The sequence below is a fragment of the Pseudomonas sp. GM50 genome (assembly GCF_000282375.1).
GTDB lineage: Bacteria > Pseudomonadota > Gammaproteobacteria > Pseudomonadales > Pseudomonadaceae > Aquipseudomonas.
The window spans coordinates 1-22,583 of record NZ_AKJK01000060.1; the positions used below are offsets into that span (position 1 = coordinate 1).

The window sequence follows — 22,583 nt, forward strand, 5'->3', positions numbered from 1 at the left end:
ACAGGTCCAGGTGATCGGCGCCAGCCGATTGGCTGCCCAGGTCCACCACCGTGACGAACACGCGCATTGCTTGTAGACGATCCATGATTTGCCCGCTTTCAGAAACAAACTATGTTCAAGCATCGCATTTTTTGTATCGAGTCGGGCAACTAAGCTCTGTCCCATCGCCAAGCATGGCATTCGGACAACGGAGCAACAGATGATCGGCTTCACTTCAATCAAACGCATTCTTCTGGCAACCGCCGCGCTTGGCTTCGCGGCCCATGCCGCTGCGGCGTCGACCCTGACGCTGGACGTCTACAACCCTGGCACCAACGCGATCTTCCCGGTGACCTCGGTGCTGGTCAGCGGCGAGAAGGAAGCGATTCTGGTGGACGCGCAATTCGGCAAAGCCCAGGCCGAACAGGTGGTGGAAAAAATCCGCGCCAGCGGCAAGCAACTGACCACCATCTACATCAGCCACGGTGACCCGGATTACTACTTCGGCCTCGACACCGTGACCAAAGCGTTCCCGAAAGCCAAAGTGCTGGCCTCGCAACCGACTGTTGATCACATCAAAAAAACCGTCGACGGCAAACTGGCGTTCTGGGGTCCGAAAATGGGCGCCGACGTGCCGAACAAAACCATCGTGCCGCAGGTGCTCAAGGGCGACAGCCTGATGCTGGAAGGGCAGAAATTGCAGGTGATCGGCCTGGACGGCAAGCAGCCGGATCGCAGCTTTGTGTGGATCCCGTCGATCAAGGCTGTGGTCGGTGGCGTGGTGGTCGCTGAGAACATTCACGTGTGGATGGCCGACACCCAGACCCCGCAATCCCATGCCGATTGGCTGACGACGCTGCAGGCGATTGAAGCGCTGAAGCCGAAGACCATCGTGCCGGGTCACTACCTTGGTGAGAGCGCTCGTTCTCTGGCGGCGGTGCAGTTCACTGCCGATTACATCAAGGCTTTCGACGAAGAAACCGCCAAGGCGAAAGACGCCGCCGAACTGATCGCCGCGATGAAAAAACGCTACCCGACCCTGGGCGAAGAAAGCTCGCTGGAGCTGAGCGCCAAAGTCGCCAAGGGCGAGATGAAGTGGTAATCCGCTGAGCACAACATTTTTGGCGAGGGTGCTTTGTGGCGAGGGGGCTTGCCCCCGTTCGGCTGCGCAGCAGTCGTGAAACCTGAGCATACGGTGCGGCTGAAAGAATGTAGGGGAGCGCTTCGCACTCCAACGGGGGCAAGCCCCCTCGCCACAAAAGCTCATCTAGCCACAAAAAAACACCTAGTCACAAAAGCCCCGTGCCATACAAATAAATACAGATTCACCCAAACCAACTGGAGAAACGTCATGAGCAACATCGCAATCATCGGTGCCACCGGTCGTGCCGGTAGCCAACTGTTGGAAGAAGCCCTGCGTCGCGGTCACAGCGTTACTGCCATCGCCCGCGACACCTCGAAAATCGCCCCGCGTGCCGGTGTCGTGAGCAAAAACGTCGACGTGCTCGACGCTGCTGCATTGCAAGCCGCCGTGGCCGGGCATGATGCGGTGATCAGCGCGGCGCACTTCTCCACCATCCCCGCCAGCGCGGTCATCGAGCCGGTGAAGAAGGCCGGGGTCAAGCGTCTGCTGGTTGTCGGCGGTGCCGGATCGCTGTTGCTGCCGAATGGCTCTCGGGTGATCGACAGCGAAGGTTTCCCGGAGGAATACAAGGCAGAGGCCAGCGCCGGTGCCGCGTTCCTGAATACCTTGCGTCAGGAACAGGACCTGGACTGGACCTTCCTGTCACCGTCGGCGGAATTCGTCGAAGGTGAGCGCACGGGTACGTTTCGAATCGGTAAGGATGACTTGCTGGTGAGTGCCGAAGGCCGCAGCTGGATTACCTTTGCAGACTTCGCCATTGCATTGCTTGATGAAGTGCAAACGCCGAAGCATTCCCGCCAGCGGTTTACTGTCGGGTATTGATGGCGCTGCTTAAATCATTCGCGAGCAAGCCCGCTCCCACATTTGATCTACGTCGTACACAAATACTGTGTTCACTGGAGATTTAATGTGGGAGCGGGCTTGCTCGCGAAGGGCTCACCGCGATTGAGCCTGCTCCACCAACCACCCCATCAATTCGCGTAACTTCGGCGAAGGCGCAGGTTTCTCGGGGAACACCAGGTAATACGCCAACCCGGTTTTCACCTTCAGGTCAAAAGGCATGACCAGCCGTCCGGCACTCAGGTCATCGCCGATCAACGACCAATCGCCAATCGCCACGCCCGTCCCCTGGGACGCCATCGACATCGCCAGGTCCAGGGTTTCGAAATGCTGCCCTTTGCCGACATTGCTCAGCCGAATATCCGCAGCCTTCAGCCAGGCGTTCCAGTCCCGTTCATCGCGGGTGGGGTGCAGCAACAAGTGCTGTTGCAGATCGGCCGGTGTCTGCAAAGCCATCGGCCCTTCAAGCATCGGTCGGGAACACACCGGCGTCAGTTGTTCATCGAACAGATGCTGGGAGGCCAGTGAGCTGTCCGGCGGCGGGCCGTACATCACCGCCGCATCGAACTGCTCGCGATGAAAATCCACCCCGTGTTTGACCGTGGTGGTCAATTCCACCGGCACATCCGGGCGTTCCTTTTGCCACTGCAACAGGCGTGGCAACAGCCAGCGCATCACACAGGTCGGGGCTTTCAGTTGCAGGGTTTCGCGCTTCTCGCCGATCTGCTCCACCGCCTCGTCGATCAGGCCGAAAATCTGCTGCACCCGTGGCAGCCACTCCCGTCCTTCGGCGGTCAGGCTCAAGCCCCGCGCCTGGCGAATGAACAACTCATAACCCAGATGATCTTCCAGCCCGGCGATCTGCCGGCTCACCGCGCCTTGGGTGATGTGCAGTTGTTCGGCGGCCCGGGTGAAGTTGCAGCACTGCGCGGTGATCAGAAAAGTGTGCAGCGCCGGCAGGGGAGGCAATCGTTTCATTGGGATCCAAGGTATGACGTGAGGACATGGCTAGTATGACTTTTTATCCATTGTTGCGGCTACGTGTCGCCCGTTCCAATGAGGCCATCCCTGGACCTGCCAACCCATCATAAACACTGCGCAGGCCCGGCGTCTCAAACGAACAAAAAGGGCAAAGACATGGCGACGTGCGGCGAAGTATTGGTCAAGTTACTCGAAGATTACGGGGTCGAGCAGGTGTTCGGCATTCCCGGGGTACACACCGTGGAGCTGTATCGCGGGCTGGCCCGTTCGAGCATCAACCACGTCACTCCGCGTCACGAACAGGGCGCCGGCTTCATGGCTGACGGTTACGCTCGCACCAGCGGTAAACCGGGCGTGTGCTTCATCATCACCGGCCCTGGCATGACCAACATCACCACCGCCATGGGTCAGGCTTACGCCGACTCGATCCCGATGCTGGTGATTTCCAGCGTGCAATCGCGCAGCCAATTGGGCGGCGGTCGCGGCAAGCTGCATGAGCTGCCAAACCAGAGCGCACTGGTCGGCGGTGTGGCAGCGTTCTCCCATACCTTGATGTCGGCGGCTGAATTGCCGGGCGTCCTGGCTCGCGCCTTCGCGTTGTTCCAGGCTGGCCGTCCGCGTCCGGTACACATCGAAATCCCGTTGGACGTATTGGTCGAAGAGGCCGATGACTTGCTCGCCAGCGTGCCGGTGAACATCGACCGCGCCGGTGCTTCGCCCAGCGCGATCAGCCGCATGACCGACTGGCTGGCCGGTGCCAAGCGCCCGTTGATTCTCGCCGGTGGCGGCGCTATCGATGCCGCGGCCGAGCTGACTGAACTGGCCGAACTGCTGGACGCGCCGGTGGCCCTGACCATCAATGCCAAGGGCATGCTCGAATCCCGCCACCCGCTGCTGATCGGTTCGACCCAAAGCCTGGTAGCCACTCGCGCGCTGGTCGCCGAGGCCGACGTGGTGCTGGCCATCGGCACTGAACTGGCCGAAACCGATTACGACGTCACCTTTGCCGGTGGCTTCGAAATTCCTGGCGTGCTACTGCGCGTGGACATCGACCCTGACCAGACCGTGCGTAATTACCCGCCGAAAGTCGCGTTGGTGGCCGACTCGCGCAACGCCGCTCAGGCCTTGCTGAGTGCGCTGTCCCACAAGTCACTGGCCGAGCGTCGCAATGATTGGGGCCAGGTACGTGCCGCGCGTTTGCGCGATGAATTGGCCGCATCCTGGGACACCCCGACGCTGGCCCAGACTCGCTTCCTGGAAACCGTTTTGCATGAATTGCCGAACGCGGTGTTCGTCGGCGATTCGACCCAACCGGTGTACACCGGCAACCTGACCTTCAACCCGGAGCGCCCGCGCCGCTGGTTCAACTCGTCCACCGGTTACGGCACCCTCGGTTACGCCTTGCCGGCGGCGATTGGCGCCTGGCTCGGTGGCAGCGTCGAAGGCGGCGCACGCCCTCCGGTGGTGTGTCTGATCGGCGACGGTGGCCTGCAATTCACCCTGCCGGAACTGGCCAGCGCGGTAGAAGCACGCACGCCAGTGATCGTCCTGCTGTGGAATAACCAGGGCTACGAAGAGATCAAGAAATACATGGTCAACCGCGCCATCGAGCCGGTGGGCGTGGACATCTACACCCCGGATTTCATCGGTGTGGCCAAGGCCCTGGGTTGCGCGGCCGAGGCGGTCAGCAGTGTTGACGGATTGCGTGATGCATTGCGCCTTGCCACCGATCGCCAAGGCCCGACCCTGATTGAAATCGATCAGACCCAGTGGATGAAGGCGGTGTCGAAATGAGTTTTCCAACTACTTTGGATGGCCTGTACATCAACGGCCAATGGGCCGCCGGCCACGAACATCTGCGCGTGATCAACCCGGCGACCGAAGCCCTGTTGACCACCGTTAATGGTGGCGATGCACACGCTGTCGATCAGGCCGTCACGGCGGCGACCAACGCTTTCAAAGAGTGGTCGAAAACCACCGGCGCCGAGCGCGGGGCGATCTTGCGCAGAATCGCCGCGGGCGTGCAGGCCGGTCGCGAGCAGTTGATGAAATTGCAGTCGAGCAACAACGGCAAACCGCTGTTCGAAGCGGCCATCGACGTCGACGACGTGATCGCCACCTTCGAGTATTACGCCGAGCTGGCCGAAGGCCTGGACGCGAAGCAAGACAGCGCCGTGGCGTTGCCGAGCGATGATTTCAGTGCCCGTTTGCGCCGTGAACCGTGCGGTGTGGTGGGGCTGATCGTGCCGTGGAATTTCCCGATGGTCACCACCGCCTGGAAACTCGCCCCGGCCCTGGCCGCCGGTTGCTGCGTGGTGCTCAAACCATCGGAAGTGACGCCGCTGCCAGAGCTGGAACTGGCGACGATCATTGCCGAAGCAGGTCTGCCAAACGGTGTGTTCAATCTGGTCTGCGGCACCGGCCTGGCTGTTGGCGCGCCGCTGTCGGCTGACCCGCGCATCGCCAAGATTTCCTTCACCGGCAGCAACGCGGTGGGCGTGCAGGTGATGCAGCGGGCGGCGGAAACCGTGAAGGGTGTGAGCCTGGAATTGGGCGGCAAATCTTCGCTGCTGGTGCTCGCCGATGCCGACATCGAACTGGCCGTGGAAGTGGCCTGTGGCGGTGGTTTCTTCAACGCCGGGCAAATGTGTTCCGCCACCAGCCGCGTGCTGGTTGCCGATGAGCTGGCGGAAGAATTTGTGGTGCGATTGAAGGCGCGCGCCGAAGCCATTCGTGTGGCCGACCCGTTCGACCCGAATGTGGAAATGGGCGCACTGGTCAATCAGGCGCAATACCAACGTGTGCTGGGCCACATCGATCGCGGTTTGAGCGCTGGCGCAAAGCTGATCTGCGGCGGTAATCGCCCGGCGGATCTGTCACGCGGCTATTTTTTGCAGCCGACCATTTTCATCGATGTGCCCCTCGACAGTGCGCTGTGGTGCGAAGAGATTTTCGGCCCAGTGATCTGCGTACGCAGTTTCAGCTCTGAAGCCGAGGCGATTGCCTTGGCCAACGACAGCCAGTTTGGCCTGGTGGCCAGCGTGGTCACGCGCGACGCCGAAGCGGCCGATCGGGTCGCCAACGCTTTGCAGGCGGGGCTTGTGTGGATCAACGCGCCGCAAGTGATCTTCCCGCAGACCGCCTGGGGTGGCTACAAACAGAGCAGCATCGGCCGCGAATTGGGGCCGTGGGGTTTGCAGGCTTTCCAGGAAATCAAACACGTGATTCGGGCCGTCTGACAGCACGAAAAAGGTGAGCGCATGCCTCGTGATGAGGCATGCGCCAGCGTCATGGCTTCAATGAGTTTTTATCGATAGTCAGGTGTTTTGCACGACCTCAGGATGAAGCTGTCGGCGCCGCTCTTGCCCTTTGAAACCGGGGGCTTGGAGCTGATCTGACCGCGCGGATGCAAGGGTTGCGACCAACCTCATACTTAAAAAAACAAAGGGAGTCCTTCATGGGCGAGCACGATCTGAACAGACGTCAATTCATCAAAACCGTGGGCGTGGCGTCCGTGGCTGCGGCGGCCATGAGCATGCCGTTCATCAAGGCCAATGCCAGCGACACACGCTTCCAGGGCAAGACCCTGCGCTTGCTGACCTGGTCCGATGACACCGGCCTTGCGGCACTGCGCAACATCGCTGCAACCTTCGAAGCCAAGTACGGCTGCAAGGTCATCGCTGACCGCACCGGCAGCACCTCGGAAATGGTTGCCAAACTCAAGGCCGGCGGTGATCGTCCGCAGTACGACATCATCACGCTGGCCGGCGTCGGCGCCGAAGGTCTGGCCGCCGCCAACCTGCTGGAAAAACCCGATCTCAACCGCATCCCCAACCTGATCGACGTGCCGGAGCAATACCGCACTGGCGCCAACGGTCACGGCATCGGTTACCTGCTGTGGTGCAACAGCCTGGTCTACAGTACCCGCACCATCAAAGAAGCGCCGGACAGCTATGCCGCCCTGTGGGACGCGGAACTGTCGCCGAACATCTTCCTGCCGCCGCCGAACTGGACCGAGGCCATGGACCTGATCATCATCGCGGCCAAACTGGCCGGTGGTGACGAACACAACATCGAGCCAGGCTTCAAGAAACTCGCCGAGCTGAAAGATCGCGTCGTGACCCTGGGCGAAAACCCGAACCAGATCGCAGAACTGTTCCGCACCGGTTCGCTGGACATGGGTGGCCTGTACGCGCCGGCGTTTTTCCCGAAACAGATTCGCGATCCGGCCTACGGTCTGGGCGCCACGTTCGGCATGAAGGAAGGCTTCTACACCGATCTGATGCTGTCGGTGATGCCGAAGAATCGTCCGGGCGATACCGACCTGGCCTACGCCTTCATCAACCACTCTCTGGACCCGCTGGTGCAGGGCAAGATGGCCGAAGATATCTACAACGGCCCGGTCAACGCCAAGGCGATCATCTCCGCCGAAGCGCGCAAGAGCCCGTACATCCTCACGCCGGAGCAGATTGCCGAGAAGGCGATCATGCACGACAACGCCTTCCTGGCCACCGTGCATGACCAATGGATTCGTCGTTACACGGAAATCTTTTCTTCCTGATCGAGTGGCGTACGCAAGCCTTCTGAGACACCACAAATCCAATGTGGGAGCGAGCTTTTGTGGCGAGGGGGCTTGCCCCCGTTGGGGCGCGAAGCGGCCCTGAATCCTGTCATCGCGGTGCATCAGGTGCACCGCATGAAATGGTTTACGACTGCTTCGCAGTCGAACGGGGGCAAGCCCCCTCGCCACAAAGCCCGCTCCCACAGGGTTCAACGTGGTTTCAAGTCTTGTGTTCGTTCAGCTGCTTTCCATTGACGAGACCCTTGCTATGGAACACCAACCTCTGACCCATCCGGTAAGCGCCGCCCCCGTGCGCGTCAACCGGGGTGTCTCACCGACGGCGCGCGCCTGGCTTTTCCTCTCGCCGTCGATGCTGTTTCTCGGCGTGCTGATTGCCGCGAGCCTCTTGGTACTGCGCATGAGCGTCGGTACCAAAGGCGCGGAGTGGACCGGGTTCAGCCTGGCCAGTTACGCCCAATTGCTGGAACCTTATTACCTCAAATCGTTGCTGCTGACGTTGCGCCTGGCGCTGATCAGCGCGGTGATTGCGGTGTTGCTGGCGATCCCGGTGGCCTACACCATGTCGCGGCTGACCTCACCGTTTGTGCGGCGGATCTTCCTCGCGGCGGTGCTGCTGCCCTTGTTGGTCAACCTGCTGCTGCAAAGCTACGGCTGGCTGGTGATCCTCGGCCCCGGCGGCATGCTCAATCAGGCGCTGATGGGCCTGGGTCTGATCAAGCGGCCGATCATGCTGCTCTACAACCAGAACGGCGTGTTGATGGGCCTGGTGCAAACCGCGTTCCCGTTGGCCGTGCTACCGATTGCCAGCGCCATGCGTGGCGTTGCCCGCACTTACGAAGAAGCCGCCGCCACCCTCGGCGCCAGTCGCTTGCAGGTGTTCCGCCAAGTGGTGTTGCCGATGAGTTTGCCAGGGATTATCACTGGCGCGACGTTGGTGTTTGCCTACAACGCCAGCAGCTTCGTGGTGCCGCTGCTGCTCGGTGGTCGACGCGTGCCGATGCTGGCGGTGATGGTGCATGACCAGATCGCCCCGCTGATGAACTGGCCCGCCGCGTCCGCTGCCGGTGTGGTGCTGATCGTTACCACCCTGGCGATCATGACCTTGTCCGAATACATCACTGGCCGTCGTCGGCGCATGCTGGAGGCTTCCCAATGAGCACCCTGATCAAGAAGCGCCATTCGCTGCTGCCAGGCGATACCGGCAAGTTCGCCGGCATCCTGTCAGGCTTCATTTTGCTGCTGGCGGTGCTGCCGATCCTGACCATGATCGTCATGTCGTTCAGCGGTGCGTCGAACCTCGACTTCCCGCCCAGCAGCTATAGCCTGCAATGGTACAAAGCCGCCTGGAACACCTTCGTGTCGCCGGATTCCAGCGATGTGCTGAGCCTTGGCAAAGCCATGACCACCAGCTTGATGGTGGCCTGCCTGACCATGGTTTTCGCCACGATTATCGCGGTGCCGGCAGCTTATGCCCTGACCCGTTGCGAGTTTCGCGGCAAGGCCGTGGCGCTGCAATTGATGTCGCTGCCACTGGTGTTCCCGATGGTGGTGTTGGGCCTGGCCTTGCTGCTGGTGTTCGACAGCCTGCCGTTCCAGATCACCACCTCGCGGCTGGTGATTGCCCACGTGATCCTGGCGCTGCCGTTCGTGGTGAAAAACTGCACCGCGGCGATGCTCTCCATCGGCAGCGAAGTTGAAGAGGCCGCGCAGATGCTCGGTGCTTCACCGACTCGGGCGATTGTCGATGTGGTGGTGCCGTTGATGAAATCGGGGATTCTGGCGGGCATGCTGCTGGCGTTCATCGTCTCGTTCAACGAATTCACCGTGACCTACTTCCTCTACACCATCGACGTCATGACCGTGCCGATCTGGATGTACAGCCGCACCGTGTCTTCGCTCGACCCTACCGTTTTCTCGTTTGCCGTGCTGATCGTGCTGATCGACTTCGTGCTCATTTGGGCGCTGGAAAAGTTGGTTGGCGAAGGCGGCGTTTCGTTCTGATTCTTGAGGTGATTCACATGACTGGTTTGATTCTGGAAAACGTCGAGAAACATTACGGCTCGGCCTGCGCGGTAAAGGATGTGAACCTGCATTTGCCCGAGGGCAAACTGGTGTGTTTCCTCGGCCCTTCGGGCTGCGGCAAAACCACCTTGCTGCGGATGATCGCCGGGCTTGAAACCCTGACCGGTGGCGAGATTCGCCTGGACGGTGAAGACATCGGCCATACGCCTGCGCACCAGCGTAATTTCGGCATGGTGTTTCAATCGCTGGCGCTGTTTCCGCACATGACGGTGGGGGAGAACATCGCCTATCCGCTGAAACTGCGCGGGGTCAGCAAGGCTGATCAACAAGCGCGGGTGGTGGAGTTGCTGGAGCTGATCCAGCTGCAGGAAATGATTGATCGGCCGGTGGCGAAACTCTCTGGAGGGCAACGTCAGCGCGTGGCGATTGCCCGGGCGATTGCCTCGCGGCCGAAAATCCTCCTGCTCGATGAGCCGCTGTCGGCGCTGGACGCCAAGCTGCGCGAGTCAATGCAGGTGGAAATCCGTCAGCTGCAACAACGTTTGAACATCACCACCATCATGGTTACCCACGACCAGCGCGAAGCCATGACCATGGCCGACATCGTGGTGGTGCTGGGTGAGCATCGGGTGCAGCAGGTGGGTACGCCGATTGAAATCTATCGGCATCCGGCCAATGAATTCGTCGCGGACTTTATTGGTTCGGGCAACATTTTCCCGGCCACGGCGCTGGGCAATGGCAAGGTCGGGCTACCCGGTGGCGATGCCCTGCAAGTGCCGATCTGCAGCAGCATTGTGGTGGGGGAGAAGGTGAAAATGCTGATTCGCCCTGAGGATCTGCAATTGTCGCAACCCCAAGCCACGGCGGGTAATCGCTTGCTCGGGAAGGTGACGTTTGTGCGCGATATCGGCGCGACGATTGAAACGACTGTCGAGTGTTCCGGGGTGTCGTTTACCGCGTTGAGCACGCCGTGTCAGGGGGTTGGGTTGAGCATTGGCAATCCGGTGTCGGTGACGTTGCCGGCTGAGGCGTGCCGCGTGTTGAGCGCCTAAAAAAACACCACTGTACCTGTAGGAGCGAGGCTTGCCCGCGAAGGCGTCTTATTGGCCAACACTAATGTTGAATATGAAATCGCCTTCGCGGGCAAGCCTCGCTCCTACGGGTTGTGTGTTAATCCTGTTATACACTCAACCGCAACCGCGCCAAATCCCGGAGCGGCGGCGCGCCAAACAATCGGCTGTACTCCCGGCTGAACTGCGAAGGGCTTTCATACCCCACCCGATAACCCGCCGCCGAAGCTTCCAGGCCTTCAGCGAGCATCAACCGCCGCGCCTCTTGCAGGCGCAACTGCTTCTGATACTGCAGCGGACTCATCGCCGTCATCGCCTTGAACCGGTGATGCAATGTCGACACGCTCAGGTTCACTTCCCGCGCCAGATCATCAATGCGCAACGGTTGCTCATAATTGCCGTTGAGCCATTTGATCGCCTGGCTGATGCGATGGCTCTGGCTGTTGGCAATGGCAATCTCATACAACCGATGCCCCTGCTGGCTGCGCAACAGCCGATACAGAATTTCCCGGCGAATCAGCGGCGCCAGCATGGCGATGTCTTTGGGTGTATCCAGCAACCGCGCCAGACGCAACACGGCATCGAGCATTGCCGTGTCGATCTGCTCCACATACAGGCCGCGGCCGGTGGGCCGTGTGGGTACGCCAATGGGGCCGGCGTCGGCAATCAGTGCGGTGATTTCCGCCGGGTCGATGTCCAGCCGCACGGCGAGGATCGGTTCCTCGGGCGAGACATTCACCACTCGCCCGCTCAAAGGCATCGAGACCGACACCACCAGGTAATTCAGCGGGTCGTAATTGAAGTATTCATCCGCCAGCCGCACTTCCTTGCGCCCCTGGGCCATGATGCACAGGGCCGGTTGCGCCAGCACTGGGGCGAAGTCATGGTTTTGACTGTGGCGCGACATGAACAGCGAACCGACGGCGGTGGCATAAGTGCCATCCTCCATCGTGTTCCGGCGGATGAGGGCGGCCAGTTCCGCGCGCTGTTTTTCCATGTCGGCATCCAGCGGGGCTTGAAAGTGATCGAGCGACGACATGCAGGGCATCCTCGGTGACGCGTTGGTAATGGGCTGAGCTTAAATTTGTGCAAGGGACAGCGGTAGACACATCCTGCCAAAAGCTTGCCTGATTCTGCATGGGCTTCGGGTGTCGCCCCGTCATGACGTGACGCAGATGGGCAACGGCTGACGCAAACCTCCCCCTGTAGGAGCTGCCGAAGGCTGCGATCTCTAGATCTTAAAAACAGAAGTCAAAAGATCGCAGCCTTCGGCAGCTCCTACACAAAGCTCGTGTGACAGTGGTGTGACGGGTTTTACCGGTTGTTACAAGTGTTGAGCCAAGTCTCGCAGGATTGTGCAATGCGTCGGCAGGAATCGACTAACGGCGACTGCGACACGCCGCCTAATCTTGGATCCTGTCGCAGCCCGTCCCCGGCTGCCACTGGATGACCTGGGAGGGTTGAACATGTCTACGCAAATCCCCGTCAGTCATATGGCCTTCGTCCGCGCCCGCGCCGGGCGTTCGGCAGAACTCGGTGCACGCCTGAGCGCCCTGATCGAGCCGTCGCGCAACGCGCCGGGTTGCCTGAGCTTTGCCCTGCAACACTCGCAATGCGATCCCGAGCTGTGGCTGGTGTCCGGTTTCTGGACCAACCAACAGGCCATGACCGCTTACTTCGGCAGCCCGGCGATGCAGATTTTTGCCGAGCTGGTGCAAGAACTGGTGGTCAATAGCCTGGATTTCCATACCTTCAAGGATGTCTCGGCGGCCCAGGCCCTTGGCCAGTCCCAGGCAGCGGTACACAAACTCGCCGGTTGAGGGTTTAATGGCGCAATTCTCCATTAGCCAGGATCCGCGACATGGCACGCAAAGCCTTTGAACACTTCGAAGCCGTTTCAGCAGTAGTACCGGGCGAGGGCGGTTACCACGCCGCGATTGCCGTCAAAGCCCTCGGCGGTTCCGGTGCCCCGACTTTTCACAAAGTGCTGGAAGGCCAGACCTTCAAGACCGCTCACGAAGCCGACGAGGCCGCAGCCAAAGAGCTGACCCGCCTCAAAGACGTTAAAGAAGACGCCGATCTGCTCTGGTAATTACTTGACTGCCCCCGGGCGGAACATCTTGAACAATGCCTCTGGCCCCAGCTGAAAATAATCCGCCGGCCCGCCGCCGCGCAGAATCGGTTCTGCCGCGGCGGTGTCGTACACCCCGTCCTTCAACAGCCATTTGGCGATGTGCACGGCAACCACTTCGCCGAGAATCAGCCAGCTCGGCACTACTTCCTTGTTGGCGCGCTGCAACTGAATGATCTGCGTGACCTTGCATTCAAAGGACACCGGGCTTTCGGCAACCCGTGGCACCTGAATGATTTTCGACGCAACGGTGGTCAGCCCGGACAATTCGAACTCGTTGACCTCAGGCCCGACCATGGCGCAGCTCTGGTTCATCTGCTCGGCCAGTGGGCGGGTCGCCAGGTTCCAGGCGAATTCGCCGGTCTGCTCGATGTTGTTCAGGCTGTCTTTGCGCCCGACGCTGGAAAACCCAATGATCGGCGGGATGTAGTTGAAGGCGTTGAAAAAGCTGTAGGGCGCCAGGTTCAGGCGACCGTTGGCGTCCTGGGAAGAAATCCAGCCGATAGGACGCGGGCCGACGATGGCGTTGAATGGGTCATGTGGCAGGCCGTGGCCGTTGGCGGGTTCGTAGAAATGGATGTCGTCGGGCATGGAAGGGGTTCCTGAGGGCGTTGTTCGCAGTGATCGCCATAGTGCAAGGGCAAGCGGGTAATTTCCAGCGATGAGCCCAATGTGGGAGCGAGCCTGCTCGCGATGGCTGTCTACCTGTCAACAAGGAGGTGACTGACAGATTGCTATCGCGAGCAGGTTCTTTGCTTTGCTCCAGAAATGACTAAGCCCGGCCAAAGCCGGGCTGTGGTGTTGCGTGCAGGGATCAGTTGGTGCGGGCGGCGTCGGTGCGATCGGCGCCGTCGGTAGCGACTTTGGCCGCGTCGGTGCGGTCGTTGCCATTGGAAGCGACAGCGGAACTGCTTTCAGCGGTAAAAGCGGCGGAACCGGTGCGGTCGTAACCGTCTGCAGCATAGGTATTGGCGGCCAGCACGCTGAGGGTCAGGGCAAGGATCAATCGGGTTTTCATGGTGGTTACTCCAGGTTCGTTTGCACATCGCGATGAATTGATCAGACGGGTGCAGGGTGAGTTCTGGGCATTAACCAGCGATTACTCGCGTTCTTTTGCGTGAGTGACGGATTTTTCATACAGCACTTACCTATTTTTCACCGCTCCATCGCCAGTCTGCGCAACGGCCAATAACCCGAAGAAACGGTCGCCATGAACACTGGAGCTCACCTTGAATGAATAAACTTCCTCAGATCACCCTGGCGTTCTGGGTCATGAAAATCTGCGCGACGACCCTGGGGGAAACCGCGGGGGATCTGCTGTCGATGACCCTCAACGTCGGTTACGCCATCAGCTCGCTGATCCTGATCAGCGTGTTTGTGCTGACACTGATCACGCAGTTGATGTCCAAAACCTACAAGCCGGTGCTGTACTGGATCGTGATTCTGTCGACCAGCACGGCCGGCACCACCATGTCCGACTTCATGGACCGCACCCTTGAGTTGGGCTACGCCACGGGGTCGATGATCCTGATTGCCATTTTGCTGGGGATTTTCGCGGCCTGGCGCTTGAGCGGCGATTCGCTGAACGTCACCAAGGTGCAGACCTTCCGTGGCGAGATGTTCTATTGGATGGCGATTCTGTTTTCCAACACCTTGGGCACGGCACTCGGCGATTACCTGGCCGACGACTCGGGCCTGGGGTTTGCCGGTGGTGCGCTGCTGATCGGTTCGACCATTGCGGTGGTGGTGCTGCTGAAATACTTCACGAAGATTTCGTCGGTGTTGCTGTTCTGGGTAGCGTTCGTGCTGACACGGCCGTTCGGCGCAACGTTGGGTGACTTCCTGACCAAACCCCATGAAAAGGGCGGCCTGGATTTCGGCACCATCGGCTCGTCGCTGGTGTTGGCGGGGATTCTGGTGGTGATGATTGCGGGGGCTTCGATTGCCCAGAGGAAGTTTGGGAAGCAGGTGGCTCCCGAGTTGTCTTGAGACCGAGGTGCGGCCATCGCGAGCAGGCTCGCTCCCACATTGGATCTGTGTACACCGACCCTTGTGGGAGCGAGCCTGCTCGCGATGGGGCCTTAACAGCCACCATCAATTTTGCTGTCAGTCCGTCTCGATCCGCGAATGTTTGCGGGTGTCTTTCATGGTGATGTACACCAGCAACGACACCGCGATGCACGCCGTGACATACCAGTAATAACCGGTTTCCATGCCGATGCTCTTGAACCACAGCGCGATGTATTCAGCAGTACCGCCGAAGATCGACACGGTCAGTGCGTACGGCAGGCCAACGCCCAATGCACGGATCTCGGTCGGGAACAGTTCAGCTTTGACCACGGCGTTGATCGAGGTGTAGCCGCTGACGATGATCAGCGCCGCCATGATCAGGAAGAACGCGCCCCACCAGCTCTGGATAGTGTGCAGGGTAGTCAGGATCGGAACGGTGAACAGCGTCCCCAGAATACCGAAGGCAATCAGGATCGGACGACGACCGACTTTATCCGACAGCCCGCCGATGATCGGTTGCAGGCACATGAACAGGAACAGCGTAGCCGCGGAAATCGTGGTGGAGTCGGAAATGCTCATGCCGACGGTGTTCACCAGGTATTTCTGCATGTACGTGGTGTAGGTGTAGAACGCCAGCGTACCGCCCATGGTCAGGCCGACCACGGTCATCAGTTCCTTCGGATGGCGCAACAAGGTGCGCATGGCGCTTTCCTTGGCTTTCTCTTTCTTGGTGAACGACTCGGTTTCTTCCATGCCACGACGCAGGTAGAGCGCGACCACGGCACACAGCGCGCCGATGGCGAACGGAATGCGCCAGCCCCAGGCGTACAGCTCTTCGGTGGTCAGGACGTTTTGCAGCACGATCAGCACACCCAAAGCGATGAGCTGGCCGGAGATCAACGTCACGTACTGGAAGCTGGAGTAGAAGCCGCGACGTTCCTTGGTCGCCATCTCGCTGAGGTAAGTGGCCGAGGTGCCGTACTCACCCCCGACCGACAAACCTTGCAGCAGGCGGGCGAACACCAGCAGGATCGGCGCGCCGATGCCGATGGTTTCATAACCCGGGCTCAGGGCGATCAGCAACGAGCCGAAGCACATCAGGTACACCGAGGCCATCAACGCACGTTTGCGACCGGCCTTGTCGGCGTAGAGACCCATCAGCCAGCCACCGATCGGGCGCATCAGGAAGCCCACGGCGAAGATCGCGGCGGTGTTGAGCAGTTGTGCGGTGGTGTCGCCTTTGGGGAAGAAGGCTTTGGCGAAATACAGGGAGAACGCGGCGTAGACGTACCAGTCGTACCACTCGACCATGTTGCCGACAGAGCCGCTGAAGATCGATTTGATCCGGCTGGCAGTGGTTTTTTCTTTGACCGGCAGGGCAGCCGACCCAAGGGGCAGGGTGTTGGAGTTATCCATTGAAGGATCCTCGTTTAATTGTTTTTGTGGAGCGCGTGTAAACGCAGCCTGCTGGAGCTATAGCAGGAGCTGTGCCAAGGGGAGGAGGGCCGGTTTAGAGGGGGTAGCAGGTTTTGTTGAGCGGAAATCCGCTTATTGCGCACAAAGTAACGAGCGGATTTCCGCGCACGAACCGGCCCCCTGTAGGAGCGAGGCTTGCCCGCGAAGAGGCCATCAAGACCGCCAAAAGCTTCGCGGGCAAGCCTCGCTCCTACAGGTCCGGTTGTTCGGGTTGTTGATCAGCTGTCCTGCAAAAACATCTCCCGGCTCAACCCATGCCGCTGCATCTTTTCATTAAAGGTACGGCGCGGCAGTTGCAGCTCTTCAAGCACCGCTTTCACATCACCCTTATGCCGGGTCAGTGCCGCGCGCAGGCAATGCGCTTCGAAGGCCTCTTGCTGCGCTGCCAGTGACTGACCGGGGTCGATCCCCGCCGGTTCCGGTTCGCCGAGGCCCAGCACTTGTCGTTCGGCGACGTTCGCCAGTTCACGCACATTGCCCGGCCAGTCGTGGCTCAGCAGATGGCTCAGTTGCGGCCCGCTCAAGGGCGCAAAGGTGCGACCCAAACGCTCGGCAGCACTTTGCGCGAAGAACTCGAACAACAGGGGAATGTCTTCACGCCGGTCACGCAACGGCGGCAGACGCAACTCGGCGACGTTCAAGCGATAGGCCAGATCTTCGCGAAAGCGTCCGGCCCGGGCTTCATCCAGCAAGTCGGGTTTGGTCGCGGCGATGATCCGCAAGTCCACGTGGATGCTCTGGTTGGAACCCAATCGCTCAAGTTTCTGTTCCTGCAACACCCGCAGCAGTTTCACCTGCTGGGCCAGCGGCATGCTTTCGATTTCATCAAGAAACAGCGTGCCACCGTCGGCGTATTCGAGCTTGCCGATGCGTTTGCCCTGGGCGCCCGTGAACGCGCCGCTCTCATGGCCGAACAGTTCGGCCTCGAACAACTGCTCGGGAATCGCCGCACAATTCAGCGCCACGAAGGCTTTGTCGGCGCGCGGACCGAAGTCGTGCAGGCAACGGGCAACCAATTCCTTGCCGCTGCCGGTTTCGCCACGGATCAGCACGTTGACCGGCAACGTCGCCAGGTCCAGTACCTGCCGACGCAACGTCTGCAAGCCACGGGACACCCCCAGCAGGGTGGCATCGAGTTTGGCGCGATTGTCCGCCTGCTCATGCAGGGCACGGTTTTCCAGCACCAGCCGGCGCTTGTCCAGCGCCCGACGCAGACTGCTCAGCAGGGTTTCCGGGCTGAAGGGTTTTTCGAGGAAATCGTAGGCGCCATCGCGCATCGCTTCGACGGCCATAGGCACATCGCCGTGACCGGTCAGCAAAATTACCGGCAAGTCGGCATCGCGGCGCTGGACTTCGGCCAGCAGCTCCAGCCCCGTCATGCCGGGCATGCGCACGTCGCTGAGAATCACCCCGGGGAAATGCTTCGGCAACTGCGCCAGGCACTCGTCGGCGCGACTGAACAGCTGCACTTCGAACCCCGACAGGCTCAGCCACTGTTCGACAGCGCTGCGGATGCTGCTTTCGTCATCGACCACCATCACCGAATTGAGCATCAGGCAGGCACCTCCAGATCAATGGGCAACGTCAGGGTAAACACCGCGCCGTTTTCGCCATTATCGACACTCAGGCGTCCTCCCGCTTCGTGAACGATAGCGAAGGAGACGGCGAGGCCCAGACCCAGGCCATCACCCACCGGTTTGGTGGTGAAGAACGGATCAAAGACTTGTGCCAGGTTTTCTTCGGCAATGCCGCCACCGTTATCGGCGACGGTCAGGCGCCACAATTGTTCATCGGCTTCGAGGCGGATCTCTAGACGCTTGCAGGGTTTGTCGTGCATCGCATCCAGGGCATTGCGCAGCAGATTGATCAGCACCTGTTCCAGACGAATCGCATCGCCACGCACCCACGCCGGGCGAGTCAGATGTAGCACGGTGCTGATGTGCTCGTCACGCAGGCGCGCCTCCAGCAACTGCAAGGATTGATCGACCACCGCCGCCAGGTCCAGCCGTTCGCGCAGGCCGCTGGGGCTTTTGCGGGCGAAGGTTTTCAGGTGGCCGGTGAGGGCGGCCATGCGCGTGAGCATGTCGTCCACCGGTTTGAGCGCCTTGTAGGCGTCTTCGACACGGCCGTGATCGAGCAGCAGGCGCAAGGTCGCCAGTTGCATGCGCTGGGCGGTCAGCGGTTGGTTGATTTCATGGGCCAGCGCCGCGGACATCTGGCCGAGGGCAGCGAGTTTGGCTGATTGCACCAAGCCGTCTTGGGCTGTGCGCAAATCCCGGGTGCGTTCTTCCACCAGTTGTTCGAGTTCTTCACGGCTGCGCTGACGCAGTTTGGCCAGGCGCCAACGCTGGTTGAGGAACAGCAACAGAAACACCAGCGTCAGCCAGGCGCCGGCGGCGGCGAGCCCGGCGTTGCGGCGGTCTTCGAACGCGACTTGCGGGCGACGCAGCAGGTGCAAGGTCCAGTCTTCAGCGGCCAGTGGCAGCGATTCCCAGAGGTAATCCGCCGTCCCGTCGGGGCCTTCGACTCGGGTCAGGTCGCTGTTGTCGTCGAAGCGCTGCACCGAACGATATTCAAGCGGAGTCAGCGGTTGTTTGTCGTATTGGCGGGTGGCTTTGAGCTCGGCGCGGTCGCTGTCGCTCAGCGGTTTCAATTGGCGATAACGCCAGCCCGGCTGGTTGGCGATGAAGATGATCCCGCGCGCGTCGCTGACCAGCAACGTGTCGCTGCCCTGACGCCATTCGCGCTCAAGTTCCGGGAATTCGAGTTTGACCACCATGGCGCCGAGGAACTCGCCACTGTCGCTGGTCACCGCGCTGGACAGGAAGTAGCCGGGAATGCCGCTGGTCACACCCACCGCATAAAAGCGTCCGGTGCCTTGGGTTCGGGTCTGGCTGAAGTAAGGGCGAAAGCCATAGTTGTGGCCGACGTAGCTGCTGGGCAAGCGCCAGTTGCTGGCGGCCACGGCCAGGCCGGTGCGGTCGAGCAGTTCCAGGGTCGAGGACTGCGCGGCGCCGTTGATTTTTTCCAGTTTGCGATTCAACGCAAGCTGCTGTTCAGGGCTCACTTCACCGCTTAGCGCGGCACGCAGTTCCGGGTCCAACGCCAACACGGCGGGCAGGGCACGGTAGCGGTCGATCAGGGTGTGCAGCGAGTTGGCGTACAGCGCCAGTTGCTGATTGGCACGTGCGGCGTCTTCGACCAGGGCCTGGCGTTCGGCGTGGCGGATGGCCAGGGTCGCGGCGAGCACCGCACCGGCGATGATCAACAGGGTGTACAACGACAGACGCAAGGTACGGGAAGTCGGCAGCATGCTGGGGCAGACAGGTGGAAAGTGGGGCGGGCACCATAGCATGGAGTGCCCGCCGGGGCGTTGGTTACGATAGGTATTACGGGGCTGTACTCCCTCGACGTGAGCCGGTCGCTAGCGGTGAATTGATTCTGGTACGAAGGCTATCAACCGACCGATGGGGGCCTGTCTTGAGTCCAATAGCGTCGAGTTGCTCAAGCCATGCCGATTTCTCTGCCCCTGTCGCCTCGTTTCCCGTAGCTCGACTGGCCGTTACTAGAAGCTCCAACTTCGATAGGTCCCTCATGCCGGTTTCAAATAGTGGATTGGCCAAATGATGATGGATATAGGCTAGAACTAAATTACTGCTACCTCCAACAATCATGCCTATGAGGGCGTCGTAAACGGTTTGGAAGTCATGGCTTGCAAGTGTCTGCTCTCTGTAATCCAGATCCTCTTGAGCTCTTTGTATCATTGGATAGTACATTGAAGAGTTGTCTTTAACTTTTTCGAGATCTACATCTATCATTTCCAATGGCGAGGAATGAGTAAACATTGATATTCCCCAGCCTATCGGTCCTCCAAGTTGTACTCCTTCCTTCATTGCGCTCATACCAGCCGGGCTGAGTGCAAATGTCATGAAGCTTCGAGCCTCTCTGATCGCGGCAGGTATTCTGACTTCATCCGCCAAATTGTAAATAACCGTCCCGGCAGTGCCGAGTTGGGATCGTGTGACAGGAGACCAATTGGCGATTCCTGCTGCAGCGGAAGATGCCCCTTGGGTCAAGCTTGTATACAACCAGCTGCCAAGCCTATCGGTATAGCGAACTCGTTCGCCGCTGGCGAATACGCTTGATGTTGGTTGGGTGGCAGGTGCTGCTGCACCGGTGTTTTGAACGGTAATTGAAGTTGTTCTTCGTATGGATCCGGTCGGCGTACCATATGTGCTGCCGGCTGACTCCAATGCTTGCATTGGAATGCCTCCAGTATTTGATGCTGTTGAGTTCTGCCGGCTATGAGCGGGACTTTGCATGCCTCCGCTATCGTCAAAGTAATTCACCGGATCCCCCCCCACCATCCGATAAACATTCAACCCATCCACCTCGCCCAACGGATCCGGGTTAATCCACCGCCCCATCCACGGTGCCAAATACCTCAACCCGTAATACACCAGCCCGCTGGCATCCATCTCCTTGCCCGAATAGCGAATTGTCTTGTAGTGCGCCTCGACCTCCGAGCGCGCAGCCCAGCAGGCGGTGCCGCCGTAGGGGTAGTAGCGCTCGTAGCTGATCAGCGCGCCGTCGCGATCCAGCTCCAGGGTGCAGGAGTGCAAGTGATCGTCGATGCTGTAGCGCAGTTGATCGGCTTCGATCCCGGCGGGTTTGCCTTTGACCCAGTGCAGGCAGCGCACGCTGCCCAGGCCCAGTTGCACGCTGATCACGTGCAGTTCTTCATTGTTGTCGCGACGGCGGATTTCCAGATTCGGCAGGTAACGCACTTCACGCCAGTGAGTGACGGCGCGTGTCTGGGCGATATGCACTTTGCGCACGCGGCTGCCGGCGCTGTCGTAGTCGTAATATTCACCGTCGTTGGCCGCGCCGTCGCGGCTCACGGTGGTCAAGGCGTGCAGTTGGTTGCGGCGATCCCACAGCATGGGTTGTGCACCCGGTAGAAGCTTTTGCAGATTGCCGTTGGCATCGAACAGTTTGTCGAAATCCGGCTCGGGCTCGCCGGTTTCCCAAGGCAGGGCGCGGTTGCTGGTAGCGGCCACGCGCAGCTGCCGGGTGTATCGGTTACCTTCGCGTTCGTGGCGGATCTGGTCGAGGCTGCCGCTTTCGTCATACTGGAAATGCTCGGTGTAGTTGAGCAAGCGGCTGGGGTCGATCGGGCTCACCAGGGTCGGCAGCCCGGGGCGAAGGCTCGCACCGACGACTTCGCTGCCGGTGGCCAGTATCAGTTGGTCGAACGTGTCGTAGCCGTAGGTTTGCAGCGGTTCGACCCGCTGATTGGCGAAGTAACGCACGGTCTGGGTGTGGTCTTCGATTTGGGTGATCTGACCCTTGGGGCTGTATTGGTAGCTGAGGTTCTGCACGACATTGGCGCCGCTGACGGCTTTCAGATCCACCATCAGGCCGGAGGACGCTTCGAAGGTCGCGGTGGTGACGACACCATTGCCGGCGGTCTGTGCCTGCAACTGGCCTTGGGCGTTGTAGCTCGCGGATTTCAGCAACGCAAGTGGCTGATCCTTGAGTGTCAGGTCGATCCTGAGCAGCTGTCCGGCGCGGTCGAAGGCGAAGTGCTGACGGTGGCCAGCGGCGTCGGTCAGCTCAATCGCATTGCCCACCGGGTTGTAGCGTCCCAGGCTGGTGTGGCCGTCGCCGGGCTCCAGCAGAGCATCCCGGGCCGGCTCGGCGATCGGCCAGTCGGCGCTTTGTTGCTCTGGCAGCAGGCGGCGGGTCTGGCTGATCACTTCGCCGGTCAGCGCCTGCTGATTGAGCAGCAGTGTTCCGGCGGGGTCGTCATGGCGTATCAACTGACCACATTGATTGCGGGCGGCGAAGACATTGGCGTTGTCGGCATAGGAGAGACGTTCGATGACCCGTTCGTTGGTGCCCGGGGTTTGTTCATGGATCGCCGTTGGCCGCAGTTGTTTGTCATAAACATGCTGCCAATGACTGGCGCGACCATCCCAACTCTCCAGCACCGCGCCAGCCTCACCCGGCAGCATTCGTCGCCATCCGGCATCGACGCTGTCCTTGCCCAGCACCGCCTCGGACAGGCTGTAGACCGTGCGCACATTGGGTTGTGCGGTATCGGCAACAAAACGTGGATCGCGCTGACACACTCCACGCCCCGCCGCGTCGAACTGCTGTCGGGTGATGCGTGCGAGAGGGGCGTCGGACGCAGTTTGACGCAAGTAGGCCACCTGACGGATCGGCAGGTGGCGGCTGTCGATGGCGGTCAGTTGCGGTGTTTGCCGGTGCAGCAAGAGGCTCATCAGTTTTTTCCTCTTCGATTGAAATCTGTTGGTAACTTAATAGATAAGGCAGTCTCTTGGC

At 60.3% G+C, this 22,583-nt stretch carries 19 protein-coding genes; 11 read left to right on the plus strand and 8 right to left on the minus strand.

The features are described from left to right. The first annotated feature begins 199 nt into the window (after positions 1-199). Positions 200-1,081, plus strand: a complete 882-nt coding sequence (locus PMI30_RS14590) for an MBL fold metallo-hydrolase (protein WP_008010007.1) — start codon at positions 200-202, stop codon at positions 1,079-1,081. A gap of 249 nt (positions 1,082-1,330) precedes the next feature. After that, complete coding sequence (locus tag PMI30_RS14585) at positions 1,331-1,945, plus strand: NAD(P)-dependent oxidoreductase (RefSeq protein WP_008010008.1); 615 nt, start codon at positions 1,331-1,333, stop codon at positions 1,943-1,945. A 114-nt stretch (positions 1,946-2,059) separates the two neighbouring features. Here the strand turns inward: PMI30_RS14585 and PMI30_RS14580 are convergent, their stop codons facing one another. Then, complete coding sequence (locus PMI30_RS14580; RefSeq protein WP_008010011.1) at positions 2,060-2,941, minus strand: LysR substrate-binding domain-containing protein; 882 nt, start codon at positions 2,939-2,941, stop codon at positions 2,060-2,062. Positions 2,942-3,100: 159 nt separating this feature from the next. Between PMI30_RS14580 and PMI30_RS14575 the strand changes: the two genes are divergently transcribed. The 6 genes from PMI30_RS14575 (at position 3,101) to PMI30_RS14550 (ending at position 10,600) form a co-directional block, all read left to right on the plus strand. Then, the gene (locus tag PMI30_RS14575; protein ID WP_008010013.1) at positions 3,101-4,738 is read left to right on the plus strand and encodes a 5-guanidino-2-oxopentanoate decarboxylase; all 1,638 of its coding nucleotides are present in this window, start codon (positions 3,101-3,103) and stop codon (positions 4,736-4,738) included. Beyond that, complete coding sequence (locus PMI30_RS14570; protein ID WP_008010015.1) at positions 4,735-6,183, plus strand: aldehyde dehydrogenase family protein; 1,449 nt, start codon at positions 4,735-4,737, stop codon at positions 6,181-6,183. Before PMI30_RS14575 ends, PMI30_RS14570 begins: the two co-directional genes overlap by 4 nt. A gap of 218 nt (positions 6,184-6,401) precedes the next feature. Continuing rightward, entirely contained in the window at positions 6,402-7,505 is a 1,104-nt protein-coding gene (locus PMI30_RS14565; RefSeq protein WP_008010017.1) for an ABC transporter substrate-binding protein, read from the plus strand. 268 nt (positions 7,506-7,773) lie between these two features. Next, positions 7,774-8,682: an ABC transporter permease gene (locus PMI30_RS14560; RefSeq protein ID WP_008010019.1), complete on the plus strand. Its 909-nt coding sequence runs from the start codon at positions 7,774-7,776 to the stop codon at positions 8,680-8,682. Then, positions 8,679-9,527 carry an ABC transporter permease gene (locus tag PMI30_RS14555; protein WP_008010021.1) on the plus strand — a complete coding sequence of 283 codons (849 nt, stop codon included), beginning with the start codon at positions 8,679-8,681 and terminating at the stop codon, positions 9,525-9,527. The genes PMI30_RS14560 and PMI30_RS14555 overlap by 4 nt, the downstream gene beginning before the upstream one ends. A 17-nt stretch (positions 9,528-9,544) precedes the next feature. Continuing rightward, on the plus strand, positions 9,545-10,600 hold the full coding sequence (locus PMI30_RS14550; protein ID WP_008010024.1) for an ABC transporter ATP-binding protein: 1,056 nt from the start codon (positions 9,545-9,547) through the stop codon (positions 10,598-10,600). A 127-nt stretch (positions 10,601-10,727) separates the two neighbouring features. On the opposite strand, the gene PMI30_RS14545 is transcribed toward PMI30_RS14550, so the two are convergent. After that, a complete protein-coding gene (locus PMI30_RS14545; protein ID WP_007898362.1) occupies positions 10,728-11,657 on the minus strand; it encodes an AraC family transcriptional regulator in 930 nt (309 codons plus the stop codon). A gap of 427 nt (positions 11,658-12,084) precedes the next feature. Between PMI30_RS14545 and PMI30_RS14540 the strand changes: the two genes are divergently transcribed. Both PMI30_RS14540 and PMI30_RS14535 read left to right on the plus strand, forming a co-directional pair. After that, positions 12,085-12,438 carry a putative quinol monooxygenase gene (locus tag PMI30_RS14540; protein WP_008010026.1) on the plus strand — a complete coding sequence of 118 codons (354 nt, stop codon included), beginning with the start codon at positions 12,085-12,087 and terminating at the stop codon, positions 12,436-12,438. Positions 12,439-12,479: 41 nt separating this feature from the next. Then, positions 12,480-12,710 carry a hypothetical protein gene (locus PMI30_RS14535; RefSeq protein WP_008010028.1) on the plus strand — a complete coding sequence of 77 codons (231 nt, stop codon included), beginning with the start codon at positions 12,480-12,482 and terminating at the stop codon, positions 12,708-12,710. Here the strand turns inward: PMI30_RS14535 and PMI30_RS14530 are convergent, their stop codons facing one another. Both PMI30_RS14530 and PMI30_RS14525 read right to left on the minus strand, forming a co-directional pair. Continuing rightward, complete coding sequence (locus PMI30_RS14530; RefSeq protein WP_008010031.1) at positions 12,711-13,340, minus strand: flavin reductase family protein; 630 nt, start codon at positions 13,338-13,340, stop codon at positions 12,711-12,713. Positions 13,341-13,563: 223 nt separating this feature from the next. Continuing rightward, positions 13,564-13,767 carry a hypothetical protein gene (locus PMI30_RS14525; protein WP_008010033.1) on the minus strand — a complete coding sequence of 68 codons (204 nt, stop codon included), beginning with the start codon at positions 13,765-13,767 and terminating at the stop codon, positions 13,564-13,566. A gap of 215 nt (positions 13,768-13,982) precedes the next feature. On the opposite strand from PMI30_RS14525, the gene PMI30_RS14520 reads away from it, so the two are divergent. Beyond that, positions 13,983-14,738: a COG4705 family protein gene (locus tag PMI30_RS14520; RefSeq protein ID WP_008010035.1), complete on the plus strand. Its 756-nt coding sequence runs from the start codon at positions 13,983-13,985 to the stop codon at positions 14,736-14,738. A gap of 117 nt (positions 14,739-14,855) precedes the next feature. Here the strand turns inward: PMI30_RS14520 and PMI30_RS14515 are convergent, their stop codons facing one another. The 4 genes from PMI30_RS14515 to PMI30_RS0129715 all read right to left on the minus strand — a co-directional run bounded on the left by PMI30_RS14515 (position 14,856) and on the right by PMI30_RS0129715 (position 22,522). Next, on the minus strand, positions 14,856-16,175 hold the full coding sequence (locus PMI30_RS14515) for an MFS transporter (protein WP_008010037.1): 1,320 nt from the start codon (positions 16,173-16,175) through the stop codon (positions 14,856-14,858). A 278-nt stretch (positions 16,176-16,453) separates the two neighbouring features. Beyond that, entirely contained in the window at positions 16,454-17,788 is a 1,335-nt protein-coding gene (locus PMI30_RS14510) for a sigma-54-dependent transcriptional regulator (RefSeq protein ID WP_008010039.1), read from the minus strand. After that, positions 17,788-19,548, minus strand: a complete 1,761-nt coding sequence (locus tag PMI30_RS14505; RefSeq protein ID WP_032835478.1) for a sensor histidine kinase — start codon at positions 19,546-19,548, stop codon at positions 17,788-17,790. Before PMI30_RS14505 ends, PMI30_RS14510 begins: the two co-directional genes overlap by 1 nt. A 76-nt stretch (positions 19,549-19,624) precedes the next feature. Further along, positions 19,625-22,522, minus strand: a complete 2,898-nt coding sequence (locus PMI30_RS0129715; RefSeq protein WP_008010044.1) for an RHS repeat-associated core domain-containing protein — start codon at positions 22,520-22,522, stop codon at positions 19,625-19,627. Positions 22,523-22,583: the final 61 nt, after the last annotated feature.

Excerpts from the sequence above, each read along its gene's own strand:
- PMI30_RS14590 (WP_008010007.1), top strand. The coding sequence starts at position 200 with ATGATCGGCTTCACTTCAATCAAACGCATTCTTCTGGCAACCGCCGCG.
- PMI30_RS14585 (WP_008010008.1), top strand. The coding sequence starts at position 1,331 with ATGAGCAACATCGCAATCATCGGTGCCACCGGTCGTGCCGGTAGCCAA.
- PMI30_RS14580 (WP_008010011.1), bottom strand. The coding sequence starts at position 2,941 with ATGAAACGATTGCCTCCCCTGCCGGCGCTGCACACTTTTCTGATCACC.
- PMI30_RS14575 (WP_008010013.1), top strand. The coding sequence starts at position 3,101 with ATGGCGACGTGCGGCGAAGTATTGGTCAAGTTACTCGAAGATTACGGG.
- PMI30_RS14570 (WP_008010015.1), top strand. The coding sequence starts at position 4,735 with ATGAGTTTTCCAACTACTTTGGATGGCCTGTACATCAACGGCCAATGG.
- PMI30_RS14565 (WP_008010017.1), top strand. The coding sequence starts at position 6,402 with ATGGGCGAGCACGATCTGAACAGACGTCAATTCATCAAAACCGTGGGC.
- PMI30_RS14560 (WP_008010019.1), top strand. The coding sequence starts at position 7,774 with ATGGAACACCAACCTCTGACCCATCCGGTAAGCGCCGCCCCCGTGCGC.
- PMI30_RS14555 (WP_008010021.1), top strand. The coding sequence starts at position 8,679 with ATGAGCACCCTGATCAAGAAGCGCCATTCGCTGCTGCCAGGCGATACC.
- PMI30_RS14550 (WP_008010024.1), top strand. The coding sequence starts at position 9,545 with ATGACTGGTTTGATTCTGGAAAACGTCGAGAAACATTACGGCTCGGCC.
- PMI30_RS14545 (WP_007898362.1), bottom strand. The coding sequence starts at position 11,657 with ATGTCGTCGCTCGATCACTTTCAAGCCCCGCTGGATGCCGACATGGAA.
- PMI30_RS14540 (WP_008010026.1), top strand. The coding sequence starts at position 12,085 with ATGTCTACGCAAATCCCCGTCAGTCATATGGCCTTCGTCCGCGCCCGC.
- PMI30_RS14535 (WP_008010028.1), top strand. The coding sequence starts at position 12,480 with ATGGCACGCAAAGCCTTTGAACACTTCGAAGCCGTTTCAGCAGTAGTA.
- PMI30_RS14530 (WP_008010031.1), bottom strand. The coding sequence starts at position 13,340 with ATGCCCGACGACATCCATTTCTACGAACCCGCCAACGGCCACGGCCTG.
- PMI30_RS14525 (WP_008010033.1), bottom strand. The coding sequence starts at position 13,767 with ATGAAAACCCGATTGATCCTTGCCCTGACCCTCAGCGTGCTGGCCGCC.
- PMI30_RS14520 (WP_008010035.1), top strand. The coding sequence starts at position 13,983 with ATGAATAAACTTCCTCAGATCACCCTGGCGTTCTGGGTCATGAAAATC.
- PMI30_RS14515 (WP_008010037.1), bottom strand. The coding sequence starts at position 16,175 with ATGGATAACTCCAACACCCTGCCCCTTGGGTCGGCTGCCCTGCCGGTC.
- PMI30_RS14510 (WP_008010039.1), bottom strand. The coding sequence starts at position 17,788 with ATGCTCAATTCGGTGATGGTGGTCGATGACGAAAGCAGCATCCGCAGC.
- PMI30_RS14505 (WP_032835478.1), bottom strand. The coding sequence starts at position 19,548 with ATGCTGCCGACTTCCCGTACCTTGCGTCTGTCGTTGTACACCCTGTTG.
- PMI30_RS0129715 (WP_008010044.1), bottom strand. The coding sequence starts at position 22,522 with ATGAGCCTCTTGCTGCACCGGCAAACACCGCAACTGACCGCCATCGAC.